Below are 16,354 nucleotides of genomic sequence, written 5' to 3'. Positions count from 1 at the left end.
CCTGCGTCAACCGCCGCCGCCGATCAGGCCTGCCTGCTGCAGCGCGGCAAAGAGCACCGCCACGACCAGCATGACGAGATAGGGGCTGGCTCCGCGTAGCAGCGCGACGGTGCAGGCCGCCAGCGTCGCCACCTCCGGCCAGCCGGCGCCATCCGCCCGCAACAGGGTGAACACGCCAGCGAAGATCAACCCGACGGCGAGCGGCGCCAGCCCGCGCTCGATCATCTTCCGCGCCGGGCTGTCGCCGCGCCGCCGCCACCAGTAGCCGACCGCCAACAGCACCAGCGAAGAAGGCACATAGAGGCCGAGCGCCGCGGCCAGCGCCCCGGCGAAGCCGGCCGCCTGCCAGCCGATCAGCGCACTTATCAGTGAACCCGGCCCGGGCGCGGCGCGGGAAATGGCAAACAGGTCGGTGAAGGCCTGCGGCGTCATCCAATGGTGCACCTCGACCGCCTGGCGCTGCATCTCGGCGAAGATCGACGGGCCGCCGCCGAGCGAGACCAGCGAGAGTGGCGCGAAGACCAGGAACAGGGCCAGCAGCCGGTCAGGCATGCCGCGCCTCCCACCAGGCCAGGCCGATGCTGGCGGGGCCGAGCACCAGCACAACCGGGATCATCGGCAGCCGCAGCAGCCCGACCGCGATGAAGGTCGCCCCGACGATCGCCCAGGGCCAGAGCCCGCGCATCCGCCGCGCGCTGCGCAGGCCGACGGTCAGCGAATTCGCCAGCCCCGCCGCCGCGACCCCGCCCAGCACCACGCCGAGGCCGGCCAGGTCGCCGCCCCAGCCGTACAGCAGCGCCAGGCCGAGGATGAACAGGAAGGGCGGGCCGAGGATGCCGAGGAAGGCCATCGCCGCGCCCGGCCAGCCGCGCAATTGCTGGCCGATATAGAGGGCGAGGTTGACGCTGTTCGGCCCCGGCAGGACCTGGCCCAGCGCCAGGCCGGCGAGGAAGCTCTCCTCCGACATCCAGCCGCGCTTCTGCACCACCTCGCGGTGCATCCAGCCGGACAGGCCGCCGCCGAAGCTTGCCATGCCGAGCGCGGCGAAGACGCGGAGAATCTCGGCCAGGCCTGCGCGTTGCCGCTGGGTGTTCGGCACCGAAGGGACTCGTGCTGCTGCGTGGCCCGATGGTCCCGCGCCGCGGCGGGGCTGTCGAGGGCACTGCCCTTGGCGGCGCGGGTGCAGGCGGGCCATCATGCGGGCAAGCAACGATGGAGGAAATGCCATGCGCGCCCTGCTGGCGGCACTGGCCCTGTGGCTTTCGGCCGGTGCCGCAGCCGCCCAAGGCGTCCGGCTGGTGATCCCCTTCGCCGCCGGCGGGCCGGCGGACCAGTTGGCGCGGCTGGTGGCGCCCGGCATGGCGCAGGCGCTGGGCCAGCCCGTCGTGGTCGACAACCGTGGCGGCGCCGGCGGCGTGCTGGCGAGCGAGATCGTCGCCAAGGCGGCAGCGGATGGGCAGACGCTGCTGGTGGGCTCGCTCGGCGTCGTGGTGCTCGGCGCCAGTCTCCAGCCGAAGCTGCCCTACGACCCGGCGCGCGACTTCGAGCCGGTGGCGCTGTTCGGCCGGGTGCCGAGCCTGCTGGTGGTGCAGCCGGCCCTCGCCGAGACGCTGGGCGAGCTGGCCGCGGCGCAGCGCCGGCTGGGCCGGCCGCTGACCTATGGCTCGGCGGGACCAGGGACGACCATGCATATCGCCGGCGAGATGGTGCGGCTGGCGACCGGCCTGCCGATGACCCATGTCCCCTATCGCGGCGCCGGCCCGGCGGTGGCCGATTTCCTCGCCGGCAACATCGACCTGATGATCGCCGACACGCCGGTGCTGGTGCCGCAGGTGACGGCGGGCAAGATGCGGGCGCTCGGCGTCTTCGGCAGTACCCGCACCGCGCTGCTGCCCGACGTGGCCACCGCGCCGGAACAGGGCCAGCCATCCCTGGTGATGGAGAACTGGTATGGCGTGCTGGCGCCGGCCGGCGTCCCAGCCGAACGCCGCGCGGCGCTGGAGGGCGCCATCCTGCAGGCGATGGCGGCGCCCGAGGTCGCGGCACGCCTCGCTGCCGCCGGAATGCGGGCGGGCACCGGCGCCGCCGGCTTCCGCGCGCAGCTCGAGCACGACCAGGCGCAGTGGCCGGCGCTGCTGCGGCGGCTCGACATCAAGCTGGATTGAGCGGGAGCCCCCGATGCAACGACGCGAATTCCTCGGCGCCCTGGCGGCATTGCCCGCCACCGGCGCCCTGGCCCAGGCCGCCTGGCCGAACCGCGCGGTCCGCACCATCGTTCCCTACCCGCCCGGCGGGCCGAACGACATCATTGCCCGGCTCTACGCCCCGGCGCTGTCGGCGGCGCTCGGCCAGACCGTGCTGGTCGAGAACCGGGCCGGCGGATCCGGCGTCATCGGCACCGACTACGTGCTGAAATCGCCGGCCGACGGCTATACGCTCGGCACCATCGACGGCGGCTCGCTGGTGATCGCGCCGCATACCCAGCCCAGCATGCCCTACCGGGTGCCCGACGACGTCACGCTGCTGAGCGTCGTGGCGCGGGTGCCGGAGGCGCTGGTGGCGTTTCCCGGGCTCGGGGTGAAGACGCTGCCGGAATTGCTGGACCTGGCGCGGCAGCGCCCCGGCACGCTGAACATCGCCACCGCCGGCGCCGCGGGCATCAGCCACCTGACCGCGCATCTCTTCCGCCAGCAGACCGGCGCGCAGGTCGAAGTCGTGCCCTATCGCGGCGCGGCGCCCGCGGTGACCGACCTGGTCGCCGGGCAAGTGCAACTGCTGTTCGCCGACCTGCCGGTGATCCTGCCGCATATCAAGGCCGGCGCGCTGGTGCCGCTGGCGCTGGCGGCACGCCAGCACAGTCCCTCGCTGCCCGCATTGCGGACCACGGCGGAGTTCGGCTTCCCGAAGCTGCTGGCGGAGAATTGGTACTGCACCGTCGCCCCACGCGGCTTGCCCGCCGGGGTCACGCAGCGCCTGGCGGAAGCGTTGAAGGCGGCGAGCGAGGCCGCCGCGGTCCGGGACGGGCTGGCGGCGCAGGGCGCCGAGGCCAGCTGGACCTCCCAGGCGGATTTCGCCGCGCTGGTGCGCGAGCAATCGGAGACCTGGCGGCAGGTGGTGCAGACTGCCGGCGTGAAGGCGGAGTAATCCACCGCCCAGCAATCCGACACATCGATGACGCCATCGGCATCGATGCCCAGTGCTCTTCCGGGTTTCCTGTCCGGCGGCGGCGCCTATAAGGCCCGCCCGGATCGGCACCCCCGGCCTGCGGCAACCGCCGCGGGCCGGCGGCGCTTGCTTCCGGCGATTTCAGCACGGGAGGCCAAGGCGCCATGGAAGCCGTCGAGAAGACCACGATCAGCAAGGTGATGTGGCGGCTGATGCCGTTCCTCTTCGTCTGCTACTTCGTCGCCTACCTGGACCGGGTGAATGTCGGCTTCGCCAAGCTGCAGATGAACGCGGCGCTGGGTCTGTCCGAGGCCGCCTACGGACTCGGCGCCGGGTTGTTCTTCATCTCCTACTTCTTGCTCGAGGTACCGTCGAACCTGGCGCTCGACCGTTTCGGCGCGCGGCTCTGGATCGCCCGCATCATGTTCAGCTGGGGCCTTGTCTCCGGGATGTTCGCCTTCATCGGGCCGATCTCGGCGATGACCGGCCTGTCGAACGAATGGGTCTTCTACAGCCTGCGCTTCATCCTCGGCGCGGCGGAGGCTGGCTTCTTCCCCGGCATCATCTTCTATCTCACCTTGTGGTTCCCCTCGGTCTACCGCGCCCGCGTGGTGGCGTTGTTCATGCTCGCCATCCCGTTTTCCTCGATCGTCGGCGCGCCGGTCTCGGGAGCGCTGCTGAACCTTTCGGGCGGCGGGCTGGACGGCTGGCAGTGGCTCTTCATCATCGAGGCGATCCCCTCGATCCTGATGGCCTTCGGCGTGGTCTTCTACCTGACCGACCGGCCGGCCCAGGCGCGCTGGCTCACCGATCCGGAACGGACCTGGCTGCAGGGCCGGCTGGATGCCGAGAGCCGGCAGAAGCAGGCGGCGGAGCATTTCGGCATCGGCAAGGCGCTCAGCGATCCGCGCGTGCTGGCCTGCGCCTTCGTCTATTTCTGCCTGAACGCCGCCAGCTACGGCGTCGCCTTCTTCCTGCCCACCATCGTCAAGGGCTTCGGCGTCAGCAACTTCCAGACCGGGCTGCTGGCTGCCGTGCCCTTCATCTTCGGCGCGGTCGGGATGGTGCTGCTGGGGCGGAATTCCGACCGCACCTTGAAGCGGCGGGAACATGTCTGCTTCGCCATGATCCTGGCGGCGGTGGGCGTCGCCGGCGCCGGGCTGGTCTCCTCGCCCTACCTGGTGCTCGGCCTGCTCTGCCTCAGCCAGATCGGCGTCTCCGCGACGCCGCCGCTGCTCTGGCCCATCCCGAGCGCCTTCCTCACCGGTACCTCGGCGGCGGCCGGCATCGCCGCGATCAATGCGCTCGGCAACCTCTCGGGGTTCGCCGGGCCCTACATGATGGGCTACCTGCGCGACGCGACCGGCGATTTCACCGCCGGGCTGCTGCTGCTGGGCGGCTGCGCCCTGGTCGGCGGGCTGGTGGCGATGACGCTGCGGGTCAGCACGCATCTGGAGACCGCAGCGACCCCCAAGGAGGCACTGGCCCACTGAACGGGCGCCGCCCCGGCCGCCGGGCCGGGGCGGCGGCGCTCAGGCCTCGATGATCGCGACCTCGCCGTCGAGCGCGTCGCGCACCGCCTCGATGTCGAGCGCCGCCTCCTCCCCGTCGCCGAAGACGCGGCTGTCGAGCACGCGCCCGGCCTCGGTCAGCACGGTGACCGCGACGCCGCCATCCTGCGCCGCCAGCCGCGCGGCGATCGGCTCGCCGCCGGATTCCTGGCGCGCCGCCTCGACGAAATCGAGGATCTCCTCGATCGCCGCCTCGCCCGGCTCCTCGATCAGGCTGCGGATCTCGTCCGCCAGTTCGGACGGCGCGCAAAGCGCCAGGATCATCGCGTTGCCGGTCTGCTCCGGCGTCAGCGCCGCGCGCCAGTCCTCGAAGGCCTCGAAGCTGGCAGCGGACTTGGCCTCGGCCAGCGCGTCCAGCGACTCCAGATCGACCTCGGGGGCGTCGGCCGGTGCCGGCGCGCGGAAGACGACGGCGCCGACCAGCACCGCGATGCTCCCCTCCTCCAGCGTCGCGGCCTCCGGCGGCGGCAGGTCCTCGGGCGGGCGGCCCGCGACGACATCCAGCAGCACGCGGCGGAGCGCGACCGGGGGCAGGCCGCCGATCGCCTCGGCCGAGCGCCAGCCGGCGAGGAAGGCGATCTCCGCCTCCGCCGGGAAGGCGCCCGAGGCGGCGAGGCCGGTGGCCAGCGGCGCCGGGTCCGGCAACGTGCCGGTCGCCAGGACCGGCAGCAGCAGCAGCTGGGCCATGTCGAAGTCAGGCCCGGACTCTGCCACCTCGGCGATCTCGCCCAGCGCCCGGATGAAGTCCTCGACCGCATCCTCCTCGTAGCGCTCGGTCAGCTTGCGCAGCGCGGTCGAGAGCACGCCGTCGCGGCCACGGGCGATGAGCTCCTCCGCCTGCTCGACGAAGGCCTCGTCATCCTGGTCGAGCCAGGCGCGGAGGAGGCGGTCGGCGGGCGTGCCGCCGGGTTTGCCCTCCGGCGCGCGGCGCGGCGGTTGCTGCCTGGTCTTGCGGGACATGAAAGGGGGCTCCTCGGGCGCGGCCTCGGTAGAGCAGAAGGCCGCGCCGCCGCAAGCCGGCGGCCAGGTGCTGTCGTGTGATGCACGTCTTCCGGTGGGTCCACCTCGGACGATCCCACTCTATTCGGCGGTGGCGCCGGCGCGCTGCACCAGGGCGCCCCAGCGGGCCTGCTCGCCGGCGATGAAGCCGGCGAACCCGGCCGGGCTGGCGCTGGCCACCGGCTCGGTCGCCGCCTGGGCGAAGCGGCGCTTCACCTCGGCCAGCTGCAGCACCTGGCCAAGCACGGCGTGCCAACGGGCGAGGATGGCGGCCGGCGCGCCCGTCGGCAGCAACATCCCCTGCCAGGAGCTGGCGATGAAGTCCGGATAGCCGCTCTCGGCCATGGTCGGCACCGCCGGCAGCACCGCGGCACGGGTCGCGGTGGTCACCGCCAGCGCCTTCAACCGGCCGCCCTGCACCTGCCCGACGGCGGAGGAGAGCGTGACGAACAGGCAGTGCACGTCGCCGGCGACCGCCGCCGTCACCGCCGGGCCGGCGCCGCCGGGATAGGGGACATGCACCATGTCGAGCCCGCCAGCCTGCTCGCGCAGCAACTCCATCTCCAGCCGGTTGAGGCTGCCGGCACCGGGCGAGCCGTAATTCACCTTGCCCGGATTGGCCTTCGCATAGGCCGCCAGCTCCGCCACCGTGTTGAACGGCGCCGCGGGATGCGCCACCAGCCCGTCCGGCGTGTCGGAGACCAGCGAGACCGCGGCGAAATCCTCGGTCGGGCGGACCTTCAGGGTGCGGCTGAAGACGCTCGGATTCACCGCCAGGGTGCCGACATTGCCGAGATAGAGGGTATAACCGTCCGGCGCGGCGCGGGCGGCGGCCTCCATCCCGACATTGCCGGCGGCGCCGGCGCGGTTCTCGATGACGATCGGCTGGCCGAACGCTTCCTGCAGGTGCGGCTGCAGGATGCGGGCGGCGAGGTCGGTGGCGCCGCCGGGCGCGAAGGGGACGATGATGCGCACCGGGCGGTCGGGATAGGCCTGCGCGCGGGCGAGGCCCGGCAGCAGCAGCGGCGCCGCCAGCAAGGCGCGGCGCCCGGCCAAGACCCTGTCGCGGTTGTTCCGCATGGTTTCCTCCCCTGGGTTGGGAGGCAGGCTGGCTCAGCCCCGGCGGCGGTGCAACGCCAGCATGGCGCCGCCCGCCAGCAGCCCCCAGAAAGCGCCGCTGATGCCCATAACCGTCAGGCCTGAGGCGGTGACCAGGAAGGTGATCACCGCCGCCTCGCGCAGCTCCGGCACCGCGAGCGCCGCCTGCAAGGCGCCGGCGAAGGCGCCCAGCAGGGCGAGGCCGGCGACCGCCTGGATCAGGATGGGTGGCGCGGCACCGACGAAGGCGGTGGCGGTGGCGGCCAGCAGGCCGAACAGCACGTAGACCGCGCCGGCGACGACCGCGGCCTGCCAGCGCCGGGCGGGGTCGGGCTCGGCATCCGGGCTGGCGCAGAGCGCGGCGGTGATGGCGGCGAGGTTGACCGCATGCCCGCCGAGCGGCGCCGCCGCGAGGGTGAAGAGCCCGGTCACGGTGAACAGCGGCCCCGGCAGCGGCCGGTAGCCGTTGACGGTCAGCACCGCCATGCCGGGGATGTTCTGCGAGGCCATGGTCACCAGGAACAGCGGCAAGGCGATGCCGATGATCGCGGCCAGCGAGAATTCCGGCGCGACCAGCACCGGCACCGGGCCGGCCGCGGCCAGCAGGCCGGGCGGCAGATCCACCGTCAGCGCGATGGTCAGCACGGTCACCAGGACCGCCGCCGGCACCGCCATCAGCCGGTTGAAGCGGCCCACCAGCGCCCAGGCCAGCACGATGGCAAGCCCCGCAGCCGGCGCCTGCGCCACCGCCTTCACCGGCGCCAGGCAGAGGCCGAGCAGGACGCCGGCCAGCATGGCGCTGGCGAGCGGGCCGGGGATGGCGGCGACGCCGCGGCCGAGCGGCTTCCACAGCCCGGCCAGCACGATCAGCCCGCCGGAGACCAGGAAGGCGCCGACCGCCACCGGAAAGCCGCCTTCGGGCATGGCCGAGGCGGCCAGCAGCGCCGCCCCCGGCGTCGACCAGGCGATGCTGATCGGCATCCGCCGCCAGAGGCTGAGCGCGATGCCACAGAGCCCCATGGCGACCGACAGCGCCATCAGGCCGGAAGCGGCCTGGGCCGGGCTGGCGCCCATGGCGGTGAGGCCCTGCAGGACCACGGCGAAGGAGGAGGCGAAGCCGACGAAGCCGGCCAGCAGCCCGGCGGCGAGCGCCGGGGCCGAGAGGGAGGCGATCATCCGGGGCGTGTAGCAGCCCGCCGGCCGCCCTACACCGCCGTGGCGAGCAGCGCCGGGCCGATCTCCAGCCCCAGCCCCGGCGCCTGCGGCACCGCGATGAAGCCCCCGTGCGGGATCAGGCCCGGATAGGGCGGCGCCTCGAGGTCGGCGAAGTAGTATTCCAGCGGCTCCTCCACCGCGGCGGCGGCCAGGACATGCAGGCTGGCCAGCAGGCCCGGCCCGTAATAGGGGCAATGCGGCACCAGCGCGGCGCCATGCCGTGCGGCGAGGTCGCGAACCGCCAGCATGCCGGTGACGCCGCCCATCTTGGTGATGCTCGGCTGCACCACGTCGACCGCACCGGCGGCCAGCATGGCGCCGAGGCTCTCCGGGCTGCCCAGGCATTCGCCGGCGGCGATGCCGAGGCCCGCCTCCCGGCGCACCGCGGCGATCCCGGCGAAATCCTCGGGCGGCCAGATCGGCTCCTCCACCCAGCGGACATTCATGCCGGCAACGGCATGGCAGAAGGCGATGCCCTGCTCCACCGTGTCCCAGGCGCAGTTGATGTCGAGCATCAGCGGCACCTCCGGCGGCGCCGCCTCGCGCGCCGCGCGGATGCAGTCGAGGTCGACCTCGTGCAGCTTGATACGGCGATAGCCGCGGGCGACGGCATCCGCGGTGTTGCGCGCCACCAGCGCCGGGTCGCCGTAGCGCAGCAGGCTGGCATAGGCCGGCACGCGGTCCCGCCTGGCGCCGCCCAGCAGCGCATGCAGCGGCTTGCCCGCCGCCTTGGCGGCGATGTCCCAGAGCGCGATGTCGATCCCCGACAGCGCGAAGGTGACGGCGCCGTTGCGGCCGAAATTGTGGAAGCGCCGCTCCAGTTTGCGCATCAAGGCGGGCGTGTCGCCGAGTTCCTCACCGATGCAGACCGGCGCGATCAGCTCGCGCAGCGCCTGCTGCGTGGTGCGCACTAGGTTGAAGCCGAAGCCCTCGCCCCAGCCGGTGATCCCGGCATCCGTCTCCACCCGCACCAGCAGGGTGTCCATGTTGCGGAGATGCAGGTTGCCGCCGCGGTTCCCGCCATGCGGGCCCGCCGGGTTGCCATAGGTGAAGGCGCTGCTCAGGACATGGCCGGTGACCGCGGTGATACGCATGGACGGATTCCTACCCCCGGCCCGATACTCGCAGCCCGGCACGCGTCGCGGAAGCCCGTGCCGCATGATTGAGGCGAAGTGATCCGCCCCGCCGGGGTGCGTGCGGGAGAGCCGCGGCCGGTTGCCGTTCCGAACACGATTCGCCTACCCTTCCCGCAACGGGCCGGCACCGACCGGCCCGAAGGGGAGAACCGTCCATGCACCGCAGACACCTGCTCGGCGCCGCCGCCGCGCTGCCGCTCTTCCACATCCTGCCGGGCCGCGCCCAGGGCGCGATCTCCGACGGCGTGGTGAAGATCGGCGTGCTGAACGACATGACCGGCGTCTTCGCCGACCAGCAGGGCATGGGCGAGGTGGTCGCCGCCCGCCTGGCCGCCGAGGATTTCGGCAACCGCATCCTCGGCGCGCCGATCGAGATCGTCCCCGGCGACCTGCTGAACCGCGCCGATATCGGCATGGGCATCGCCCGCCGCTGGTTCGACCAGGAGAAGGTCGACATCATCAGCGGCCTCGGCAATTCGGCGGTGGCGCTGGCGGTGCAGACCCTGTCGAAGGAGAAGCAGAGGATCGTCATCCCGATGTCGGCCGGCACCACCGACCTGACGGGCAAGGATTGCGGCCCCTGGACCGCGCATTGGGTCTACGACAACTACTCGGCGGCCAAGGGGCCGGTCACCGCGCTGGTGCGCGGCGGCAAGACCAAGTGGTTCTTCGTCGTCTCCGACTATGCCTTCGGCCATTCGCTGGAAGCCAATGCGACCGCCATCCTGAAGGGGCTCGGCGGCGAGGTGACGGGCAGCGTCCGCGCGCCGCTCGGCGAGAGCGACTATTCCTCCTACCTGATCCGCGCCGCGGCCTCCGGCGCGCAGGCGGTCGGCATCTGCGCCGGTGGCGCCGACATGATCAACATCGCCAAGCAGATGGGCGAATTCGGCCTGATCAAGCGCGGCATCGTGCCGGCGGCGCTGAACTGCTCGCTCACCAACATTCGCTCCATCGGGCTCGAGACCGGCCAGGGCATGGTCTATGCCGAGAGCTACTACTGGGACCAGACCGAGGCGACCCGCGCCTTCGGCGCCCGCTTCGCCAAGGCGCATGGCCGGCCGCCGACCTCCTTCCAGGCCGGCTCCTACGGCGCGATCACGCATTATCTGAAGGCCGTGCAGGCGGCCGGAACGGATGCGACGGCACCGGTCATGGCGAAGATGCGGGAGACGCCGATCAACGACTTCATGACCAAGGACGGCGTGCTGCGGCCCGACGGCCGCGTCGAGCGCGACGTCTGCCTGATGCGCGTCAAGGCGCCGCAGGACTCGAAAGGCGAATGGGACCTGCTGCAGGTCGGCGAGACGATCAGCGGCGCCGATGCCTTCCGGCCGATGGACCAGGGCGGCTGCCCGCTGGTCAAGGCCTGAACCCTCTCGCGTGCCGCTCAGGCCAGCGGCACGCCCCCCAGGGTGATGCGGTGCATCAGCCGCCGCTCGCCCTGGTAGTCGTTCGCCGCGTAATGCCAGGTGGCGCGGTTGTCCCAGAAGGCGACGGAGCCTTCGCGCCACTGGAATTCCGGCCGCTGCGCATGGCGGTAGAGGAAATCGAGCAGCCCGCGGCTCTCCTCCTCGGTCCAGCCCTCGAAGCGCAGGGTGAAGCCGGGGTTGACATACAGCGCCTTGCGGCCGCTGCCGGGGTGGCGGATCACCACCGGGTGGACGGCATCCTGCACCGCTTGGTCGGCGTTGCGGTAGCGGCCATCGGCATGCGCCTCGCCCCGCGCCTTGGGGCCGAAGACATGCCGGCTGGAATGGACCGCGCGCAGGCCCTCGAGCGTCGCCTTCAGCCCGTCCGACAGCGCGTCGTAGGCGGCATACATCGAGGCGAAGAGCGTATCCCCGCCGCGCGGCGGCAGCTCGCGCGCCAGCAGGACCGAGCCCAGCGCCGGCACCTGGTCGTAGCTGTGGTCGGTATGCCAGCCGCCGCCGATGTTCTTGGCCTGGTCAGGCTCCTTCCGCACCTCGGCGATGGCGGGATAGCCCTCGGCGGCGCGGAAGAAGCGGTTGATGTTGATCGGCGCGAATTGCCCGGCGAAGGCGATGTGCTGCTCCGGCGTCAACGACTGGTCGTGGAAGAAGACCACGCCGCGGTCGAACAGCGTCTCCCGGATCAGCGCCACCGCCTCGGCGCCGAGCGGCGCGGCGAGGTCGATGCCGTCGATCGTCGCGCCGATCGCGCTGCCGAGGGGCACGACACGGATGGAGTCGCTGCGCATGGCCCTTGCCTCCCTGTCCTGGGCGGGCAGGGTGCCGGCGGCGGAGGCCCCGCCGCAAGCCATGGCGTCAGTCGGGCTTGATCCCGGCGCGGCGGACCACCTCGGCCCAGCGGTCGATCTCGGCGGCGATGAAGGCGCCGGCCTCGGCCGGCGTGCCGCCGATGACCCGGGCGCCCTGGCCGGTGAAGCGCGCCGCGGTCTCCGGCTGCGCCAGCGCGGTGCGCAGCGCGGCCGACAGCACCGCCAGGCGATCGGCCGGCAGGCGGGCCGGCGCGATCACCGCATACCAGTTCTCCACCTCGACCCCGGCGATGCCGGCCTCCGCCAGGGTCGGCACCTCGGGCAGCGCCGGGGCGCGGGCGGCGGCGGCCAGCGCCATCGGCCGCAGCGCGCCGTCCCGCACATGCGGCAGCAGCACCGAGAGGTCGAGGAACGCCATGTCCACCTCGTTGCCCAGCAGCGCGGTGATGGCCGGCGCCGCGCCGCGATAGGCGACATGGACGATGTCGAGCCCGGCCCGCAGCTTGAGCAACTCGGCCGCCAGATGCGGCGTGCCGCCGGGGCCGGTGCTGGCGAAGGTCAGCCCGCCCGGCTTCTGCCGCAGCAGGGCCAGCAGCCCGGCCATGTCCCGCACCGGCAGGCCGGGCCGCACCACCAGCAGCGACGGCACGCCGGAGACCATGCCGACCGGCGCCAGGTCGCGCCGCGGGTCGTAGGAGAGGTTGGGGATCAGGCTGACATTCACCGCGACCGCGCCGGTCGAGCCCAGGGCCAAGGTCAGGCCGTCCGGCGCCGCCTTGGCCACCGCGTCGATGCCGACCGACCCGCCGGCGCCCGAGCGGTTGTCGATCACCACCTGCTGGCCGAGCAGCGGCGCCAGGGCCTGGGCCGCGATCCGCGCCGCGGCGTCCACCGGCCCGCCCGGCGGGAAGGGCACGATCAGCTTGATGGGCCGATCGGGAAAGCCCTGCGCGCCTGCGGCGAAGGGCGCCAGCCCCAGTGCGAGTGCGGCCCGCCGCCCGAATCCCTTTGCCATGGACTTGGTCCCCCCGCGGCGGAGTAGAGCCGTGGGCCCGGGGCGGTGCAACCGTGCGGCGTTACTGGCATGCGTGGAACCCGCCTTCCGGCAAGGGCGCGAGCAGCAGGATGCCGAGCAGGGTGCCCCCCTCCCCGCGTCGCATGCGTGCGGATGCCGCGCCTTGCGGCATGACATCTACTGGCGTGCCTTGCGGCATGACATTCGCTGGCGCGCCTTGCGGCGCGACATCCGCTGGCGCGCCGCGAGGCGCGACCACCAGCGCCGCCCCCTCCGGGAAGGCGCGCCCGGCGACCGCATCGCCGAACACCATGATCGCCGGGGTACGGTGCCCGACCAGCACCCGGTTGCCGCCCGGCGGCACCGGCGCGGCCAGAAGCCGGCGATGCTCGGCAATCACCCAGTCGAGCCGGGCGCCGGCATAGTCGTCCGCCAGCAGGCTGTCGGTGACCGCGACCCGCGCCGTGCCGAAGGCCAGCTCGGCGGTGTCGCGGGCGCGGAAGACCGGGCCGGCCAGGACCGGTCCGGCAATGGGGATGCCGAGCGCGGCCAGCCGGGCGCCGAGCCGAACCGCCTGGGCGCGGCCCTCTGGCGCCAGGTTGCGCTGCCCGGCGCGGTCGCCGATCCGGTAGCTGCGGTCGCAGGGCTCGCCGCGGGTATCGGCATGGCGGAAGAACAGCACCAGCCCGCCCTCGCGCAGCCGCGCCACGAGCGCCTGGCCCTCGGGCGCCTCCGCCGGCATCGGGCGCGGCCGCTCCTGGCCCGCGGCAAGGCCGGGCAGCAGCAGGGTGGGCAGCATGCGGCGTGGGATGGGCACGCGGCCAGCTTGCCGCAGCCCGGGCTTCGGGCCAATGAGGCAGCAAGGCACGAGGGGGAACCGCCATGACGGATGCATTGCTCGCGGGCGACGCCGCGCTGGTCACCGGCGCCGCCAACGGCATCGGCCGCGCCACAGCCCAGGCGCTGGCGGCGGAGGGGGCGCGCTTGGTGCTGGCCGACGTCAATGCCGAACAGGGCGAGGCGACCGCCGCCGCGCTGCGCCAGGCCGGCCATGACGCCCGCTTCGTCACCGCCGACCTCGGCGCGCCGGGCGGGGCCGAGGCGCTGTTCGCCACGGCGCAGGCGGCGCTTGGCCGCATCAGCATCCTGGTGCATTGCGCCAGCCCGCGCCGGCGGGAGAGCGAGACCGCGCTGGAGGTCTCGGCCGAGGCCTGGCGGGCGATGGTGGGCGTCAACCTCGACGCCGGCTTCCGGCTCGGGCAACTGGCGGGACGGCACATGCGGGACACCGTCGCGGCGGGCCCGCCCGGGCGGATCGTCTTCGTCACCTCGCTGCATGCCGAGAGCCCGCGCAACCTGCCGCACTACAGCGCCAGCAAGGCCGGGCTGACCATGGTGATGAAGGAATTCGCCCGCATCCTCGGCCCGCATGGCATCCGGGTGAATGCCGTCGCCCCGGGGGCGATCGCCGGCGGCGGCTTCCAGGCCAACCCGGACCTCGCGGCGAAGATCGCACTCGGCCGGCTGGGCGGGCCGGAGGACGTCGCCCGCGCCGCGGTCGGGCTGCTGGCCGACCGCTTCTCGGCCTATGTCACTGGCACGACGCTGGTGGTGGATGGCGGCCTGGCGCTGCACAATTGGATCGCCCCGCCGCCATGAGGATCGACCGGACGAAGCGGCGCGCCCTGCTCGCCTGCGCGCCGCTGCTGGCCGCGCGTCCGGCGCATGCGGCGGAGATCAAACTGCTCAGCGCCGGGGCGGTGGAACCCGGCCTGGCCACCGCGGTCGCCGGCTTCCGTGCCGCCGGCGGCCCGCCGGTACGCATCGCCTATGCCACCGCACCGCAGCTGCGGGAGCGCATCCTGGCCGGCGAGACGCCCGACATTCTGGTGGCGCCGCTGGCCCTGCTGGAGGAACTCGGCGGGCGCCTGGCCGGCCCCGCCGTGCCGCTCGGCAGGGTCGGCGTCGGCATCGCGGTGCGGCCGGGCGCGCCGGAGCCGGCGATCCACGATGCGGACACGCTGCGCGCCGCCGTCGAGCAGGCCGATTCGCTCGTCTTCAACCGCGCCTCCACCGGCCTCTACATGGACCGGCTGTTCGAGCGGCTGGGGCTGACCGCCGTGGTCACGCCCAAGGCGCGGCGATACCCGACGGGCGCCGCTGTGATGGCACACCTGCTGCACGGCACGGGCCGGGAGATCGGCTTCGGCGCCATCACCGAGATCCGGCTGGTGCCGGGGCTGCGCTATCTCGGCCCGCTGCCGGCTGGGCTGCAGAACACCACCGCCTACGGCGCCGCGGCCTTGCGCGGGCGGGACGGCACCGACCTGCTGCCCTGGCTGACGGGGCCCGAGGCCCGCCGCGCCCTCGACGCCGCCGGCATCGAGGGTTGATAGTCAGGCGCGGCGCGGGGGGCGAGCCCCCCCGCGCCCATGGGATCAGAGACCCGCCTGCGACACGAACTTCGTGTTGAGATAGGCCTCGATCGCCTCCGACCCGCCTTCGGAGCCGTAGCCGCTGTCCTTGATGCCGCCAAAGGGCACTTCCGGCAGCGCCAGGCCGAGATGGTTGATCGTCATCATTCCGCTCTCGACCTTGGCCGCCAACGCATTCGCGGTCTTGGCGCTGCGGGTGAAGGCGTAGCTGGCCAGGCCGTAGGGCAGCCGGTTCGCCTCGGCCACCACCTCGTCGAAATCCTTGAAGGAGGCGATCATGGCGACGGGGGCGAAGGGCTCCTCGTTCATCATGCGGGCGTCCTTGGTCAGGCCGGTGACCACGGTCGGCTGGTAGAAATAACCCTTGTTGCCGATCCGCTCGCCGCCGGTGCGGACCTCGCCGCCGTGCTGGCGCGCATCGGCCATCAGCCCGTCCACCCAGGGGATGCGGCGGTCATGCACCAGCGGGCCCATCTGGGTCCCCTCGTCCATGCCGTTGCCGACCTTGATGGCCTTGGCCGCGGCGACGAACTTGTCGACGAAGGGCTCGTACATCGCCTCCTGCACCAGGAAGCGCGTGGGGGAGACGCAGACCTGGCCGGCATTGCGGAACTTCGCCGCCGCCAGGGTCTTCGCCGCCAGGTCGAGGTCGGCGTCGTCGAAGACGATCGCCGGCGCATGGCCGCCGAGTTCCATGGTGACGCGCTTCATGTGCTTGCCGGCCAGCGCCGCCAGCTGCTTGCCCACCGGGGTGGAGCCGGTGAAGGTCACCTTCCGGATCACCGGGTGCGGGATGAGGTATTCGCTGATCTCGGCCGGGTCGCCGTAGACCAGGTTCATCACGCCCGCCGGCAGCCCGGCATCGGCGAAGCAGCGGATCAACTCGGCCGGCGAGGCGGGGGTGTCCTCCGGCGCCTTGACGATGATCGAGCAGCCGGTGGCGATCGCCGCCGAGAGCTTGCGGACCACCTGGTTGATCGGGAAGTTCCAGGGGGTGAAGGCGGCGACCGGGCCGACCGGCTCCTTGATCACCAGCTGGTAGATGCCCTCGGCGCGGGCCGGGATGACGCGGCCATAGGCGCGGCGGGCTTCCTCGGCGAACCAGTCGATGACGTCGGCGCCGGCCAGCACCTCCATCTTCGCCTCGCTCACCGGCTTGCCCTGCTCCTGGGTCATCAGCACGGCGATGTCGCCGGCGCGGGCGCGCAGCAGGTCGGCCGCCTTGCGCATCAGCTTCGACCGGTCGAAGGCGGAAACCTTCTTCCAGAGCGCGAAGCCCTTGTCCGCCGCCTCCAGCGCCTCGTCCAGATCGTCCTTGCCGGCATGCGCGAAGGTGCCGATCACCTCTTCCGTCGCCGGGTTGAGCACGGGCGAGGAGCGACCGGAACGCGCGTTGCGCCATGCGCCGTTGATGTAGAGCTGGACGTTCGGATAGGCCATTTGGGGGTCTCCTCCATCCCCGGCCTGGCGGCCGGGGC

At 72.8% G+C, this 16,354-nt stretch carries 16 protein-coding genes; 6 read left to right on the top strand and 10 right to left on the bottom strand.

The genetic code is table 11. The annotated features are described in order from the left end of the window. Positions 1–6: 6 nt before the first annotated feature. Together ACFQS7_RS10905 and ACFQS7_RS10900 are read right to left on the bottom strand one after the other, a co-directional pair. Positions 7–552: a chromate transporter gene (locus tag ACFQS7_RS10905; protein WP_380067070.1), complete on the bottom strand. Its 546-nt coding sequence runs from the start codon at positions 550–552 to the stop codon at positions 7–9. Next, complete coding sequence (locus ACFQS7_RS10900; protein ID WP_380067069.1) at positions 545–1,099, bottom strand: chromate transporter; 555 nt, start codon at positions 1,097–1,099, stop codon at positions 545–547. Before ACFQS7_RS10900 ends, ACFQS7_RS10905 begins: the two co-directional genes overlap by 8 nt. Positions 1,100–1,226: 127 nt before the next feature. Between ACFQS7_RS10900 and ACFQS7_RS10895 the strand changes: the two genes are divergently transcribed. The 3 genes from ACFQS7_RS10895 to ACFQS7_RS10885 all read left to right on the top strand — a co-directional run bounded on the left by ACFQS7_RS10895 (position 1,227) and on the right by ACFQS7_RS10885 (position 4,658). Next, positions 1,227–2,165, top strand: coding sequence for a Bug family tripartite tricarboxylate transporter substrate binding protein (locus ACFQS7_RS10895; RefSeq protein ID WP_380067068.1), 939 nt, complete (start codon positions 1,227–1,229; stop codon positions 2,163–2,165). A gap of 13 nt (positions 2,166–2,178) precedes the next feature. Further along, positions 2,179–3,144, top strand: a complete 966-nt coding sequence (locus tag ACFQS7_RS10890; protein WP_380067067.1) for a Bug family tripartite tricarboxylate transporter substrate binding protein — start codon at positions 2,179–2,181, stop codon at positions 3,142–3,144. A gap of 185 nt (positions 3,145–3,329) precedes the next feature. Beyond that, on the top strand, positions 3,330–4,658 hold the full coding sequence (locus ACFQS7_RS10885) for an MFS transporter (RefSeq protein WP_380067066.1): 1,329 nt from the start codon (positions 3,330–3,332) through the stop codon (positions 4,656–4,658). A 39-nt stretch (positions 4,659–4,697) separates the two neighbouring features. Here ACFQS7_RS10885 and ACFQS7_RS10880 read toward each other — a convergent pair whose 3' ends face one another. The 4 genes from ACFQS7_RS10880 to ACFQS7_RS10865 all read right to left on the bottom strand — a co-directional run bounded on the left by ACFQS7_RS10880 (position 4,698) and on the right by ACFQS7_RS10865 (position 9,142). Next, positions 4,698–5,696, bottom strand: a complete 999-nt coding sequence (locus ACFQS7_RS10880; protein ID WP_380067065.1) for a hypothetical protein — start codon at positions 5,694–5,696, stop codon at positions 4,698–4,700. Between the two features lie 120 nt (positions 5,697–5,816). Further along, positions 5,817–6,815 carry a Bug family tripartite tricarboxylate transporter substrate binding protein gene (locus tag ACFQS7_RS10875; RefSeq protein WP_380067064.1) on the bottom strand — a complete coding sequence of 333 codons (999 nt, stop codon included), beginning with the start codon at positions 6,813–6,815 and terminating at the stop codon, positions 5,817–5,819. Positions 6,816–6,848: 33 nt separating this feature from the next. Continuing rightward, positions 6,849–8,009: a benzoate/H(+) symporter BenE family transporter gene (locus tag ACFQS7_RS10870; RefSeq protein ID WP_380067063.1), complete on the bottom strand. Its 1,161-nt coding sequence runs from the start codon at positions 8,007–8,009 to the stop codon at positions 6,849–6,851. A gap of 29 nt (positions 8,010–8,038) precedes the next feature. Further along, a complete protein-coding gene (locus ACFQS7_RS10865) occupies positions 8,039–9,142 on the bottom strand; it encodes a mandelate racemase/muconate lactonizing enzyme family protein (protein WP_380067062.1) in 1,104 nt (367 codons plus the stop codon). Between the two features lie 197 nt (positions 9,143–9,339). On the opposite strand from ACFQS7_RS10865, the gene ACFQS7_RS10860 reads away from it, so the two are divergent. Further along, positions 9,340–10,557: an ABC transporter substrate-binding protein gene (locus ACFQS7_RS10860; RefSeq protein WP_380067061.1), complete on the top strand. Its 1,218-nt coding sequence runs from the start codon at positions 9,340–9,342 to the stop codon at positions 10,555–10,557. Between the two features lie 17 nt (positions 10,558–10,574). On the opposite strand, the gene ACFQS7_RS10855 is transcribed toward ACFQS7_RS10860, so the two are convergent. The 3 genes from ACFQS7_RS10855 to ACFQS7_RS10845 form a co-directional block, all read right to left on the bottom strand. Further along, a complete protein-coding gene (locus ACFQS7_RS10855) occupies positions 10,575–11,405 on the bottom strand; it encodes a TauD/TfdA dioxygenase family protein (protein WP_380067060.1) in 831 nt (276 codons plus the stop codon). A gap of 67 nt (positions 11,406–11,472) precedes the next feature. Continuing rightward, complete coding sequence (locus ACFQS7_RS10850; RefSeq protein WP_380067059.1) at positions 11,473–12,441, bottom strand: Bug family tripartite tricarboxylate transporter substrate binding protein; 969 nt, start codon at positions 12,439–12,441, stop codon at positions 11,473–11,475. Between the two features lie 61 nt (positions 12,442–12,502). Next, positions 12,503–13,240, bottom strand: a complete 738-nt coding sequence (locus tag ACFQS7_RS10845; RefSeq protein ID WP_380067058.1) for a histidine phosphatase family protein — start codon at positions 13,238–13,240, stop codon at positions 12,503–12,505. Between the two features lie 83 nt (positions 13,241–13,323). Here ACFQS7_RS10845 and ACFQS7_RS10840 point away from each other — a divergent pair, with 83 nt between their 5' ends. Both ACFQS7_RS10840 and ACFQS7_RS10835 read left to right on the top strand, forming a co-directional pair. Further along, positions 13,324–14,100: an SDR family NAD(P)-dependent oxidoreductase gene (locus tag ACFQS7_RS10840; protein ID WP_380067057.1), complete on the top strand. Its 777-nt coding sequence runs from the start codon at positions 13,324–13,326 to the stop codon at positions 14,098–14,100. Further along, positions 14,097–14,834, top strand: a complete 738-nt coding sequence (locus ACFQS7_RS10835) for a molybdate ABC transporter substrate-binding protein (protein WP_380067056.1) — start codon at positions 14,097–14,099, stop codon at positions 14,832–14,834. The genes ACFQS7_RS10840 and ACFQS7_RS10835 overlap by 4 nt, the downstream gene beginning before the upstream one ends. 45 nt (positions 14,835–14,879) lie before the next feature. Here ACFQS7_RS10835 and ACFQS7_RS10830 read toward each other — a convergent pair whose 3' ends face one another. Continuing rightward, entirely contained in the window at positions 14,880–16,316 is a 1,437-nt protein-coding gene (locus ACFQS7_RS10830; RefSeq protein ID WP_380067055.1) for an NAD-dependent succinate-semialdehyde dehydrogenase, read from the bottom strand. Positions 16,317–16,354: the final 38 nt, after the last annotated feature.

It is taken from the genome of Dankookia sp. GCM10030260, from assembly GCF_042666655.1.
Taxonomy (GTDB): Bacteria; Pseudomonadota; Alphaproteobacteria; order Acetobacterales; family Acetobacteraceae; genus Paracraurococcus.
The sequence above is the reverse complement of the archived record's forward strand: the minus strand, read 5'-3'. Positions and strand labels throughout refer to the sequence as shown.

Excerpts from the sequence above, each read along its gene's own strand:
- ACFQS7_RS10860 (WP_380067061.1), top strand. The coding sequence starts at position 9,340 with ATGCACCGCAGACACCTGCTCGGCGCCGCCGCCGCGCTGCCGCTCTTC.
- ACFQS7_RS10855 (WP_380067060.1), bottom strand. The coding sequence starts at position 11,405 with ATGCGCAGCGACTCCATCCGTGTCGTGCCCCTCGGCAGCGCGATCGGC.
- ACFQS7_RS10865 (WP_380067062.1), bottom strand. The coding sequence starts at position 9,142 with ATGCGTATCACCGCGGTCACCGGCCATGTCCTGAGCAGCGCCTTCACC.
- ACFQS7_RS10840 (WP_380067057.1), top strand. The coding sequence starts at position 13,324 with ATGACGGATGCATTGCTCGCGGGCGACGCCGCGCTGGTCACCGGCGCC.
- ACFQS7_RS10845 (WP_380067058.1), bottom strand. The coding sequence starts at position 13,240 with ATGCTGCCCACCCTGCTGCTGCCCGGCCTTGCCGCGGGCCAGGAGCGG.
- ACFQS7_RS10885 (WP_380067066.1), top strand. The coding sequence starts at position 3,330 with ATGGAAGCCGTCGAGAAGACCACGATCAGCAAGGTGATGTGGCGGCTG.
- ACFQS7_RS10850 (WP_380067059.1), bottom strand. The coding sequence starts at position 12,441 with ATGGCAAAGGGATTCGGGCGGCGGGCCGCACTCGCACTGGGGCTGGCG.
- ACFQS7_RS10875 (WP_380067064.1), bottom strand. The coding sequence starts at position 6,815 with ATGCGGAACAACCGCGACAGGGTCTTGGCCGGGCGCCGCGCCTTGCTG.
- ACFQS7_RS10835 (WP_380067056.1), top strand. The coding sequence starts at position 14,097 with ATGAGGATCGACCGGACGAAGCGGCGCGCCCTGCTCGCCTGCGCGCCG.
- ACFQS7_RS10890 (WP_380067067.1), top strand. The coding sequence starts at position 2,179 with ATGCAACGACGCGAATTCCTCGGCGCCCTGGCGGCATTGCCCGCCACC.
- ACFQS7_RS10905 (WP_380067070.1), bottom strand. The coding sequence starts at position 552 with ATGCCTGACCGGCTGCTGGCCCTGTTCCTGGTCTTCGCGCCACTCTCG.
- ACFQS7_RS10895 (WP_380067068.1), top strand. The coding sequence starts at position 1,227 with ATGCGCGCCCTGCTGGCGGCACTGGCCCTGTGGCTTTCGGCCGGTGCC.
- ACFQS7_RS10880 (WP_380067065.1), bottom strand. The coding sequence starts at position 5,696 with ATGTCCCGCAAGACCAGGCAGCAACCGCCGCGCCGCGCGCCGGAGGGC.
- ACFQS7_RS10870 (WP_380067063.1), bottom strand. The coding sequence starts at position 8,009 with ATGATCGCCTCCCTCTCGGCCCCGGCGCTCGCCGCCGGGCTGCTGGCC.
- ACFQS7_RS10830 (WP_380067055.1), bottom strand. The coding sequence starts at position 16,316 with ATGGCCTATCCGAACGTCCAGCTCTACATCAACGGCGCATGGCGCAAC.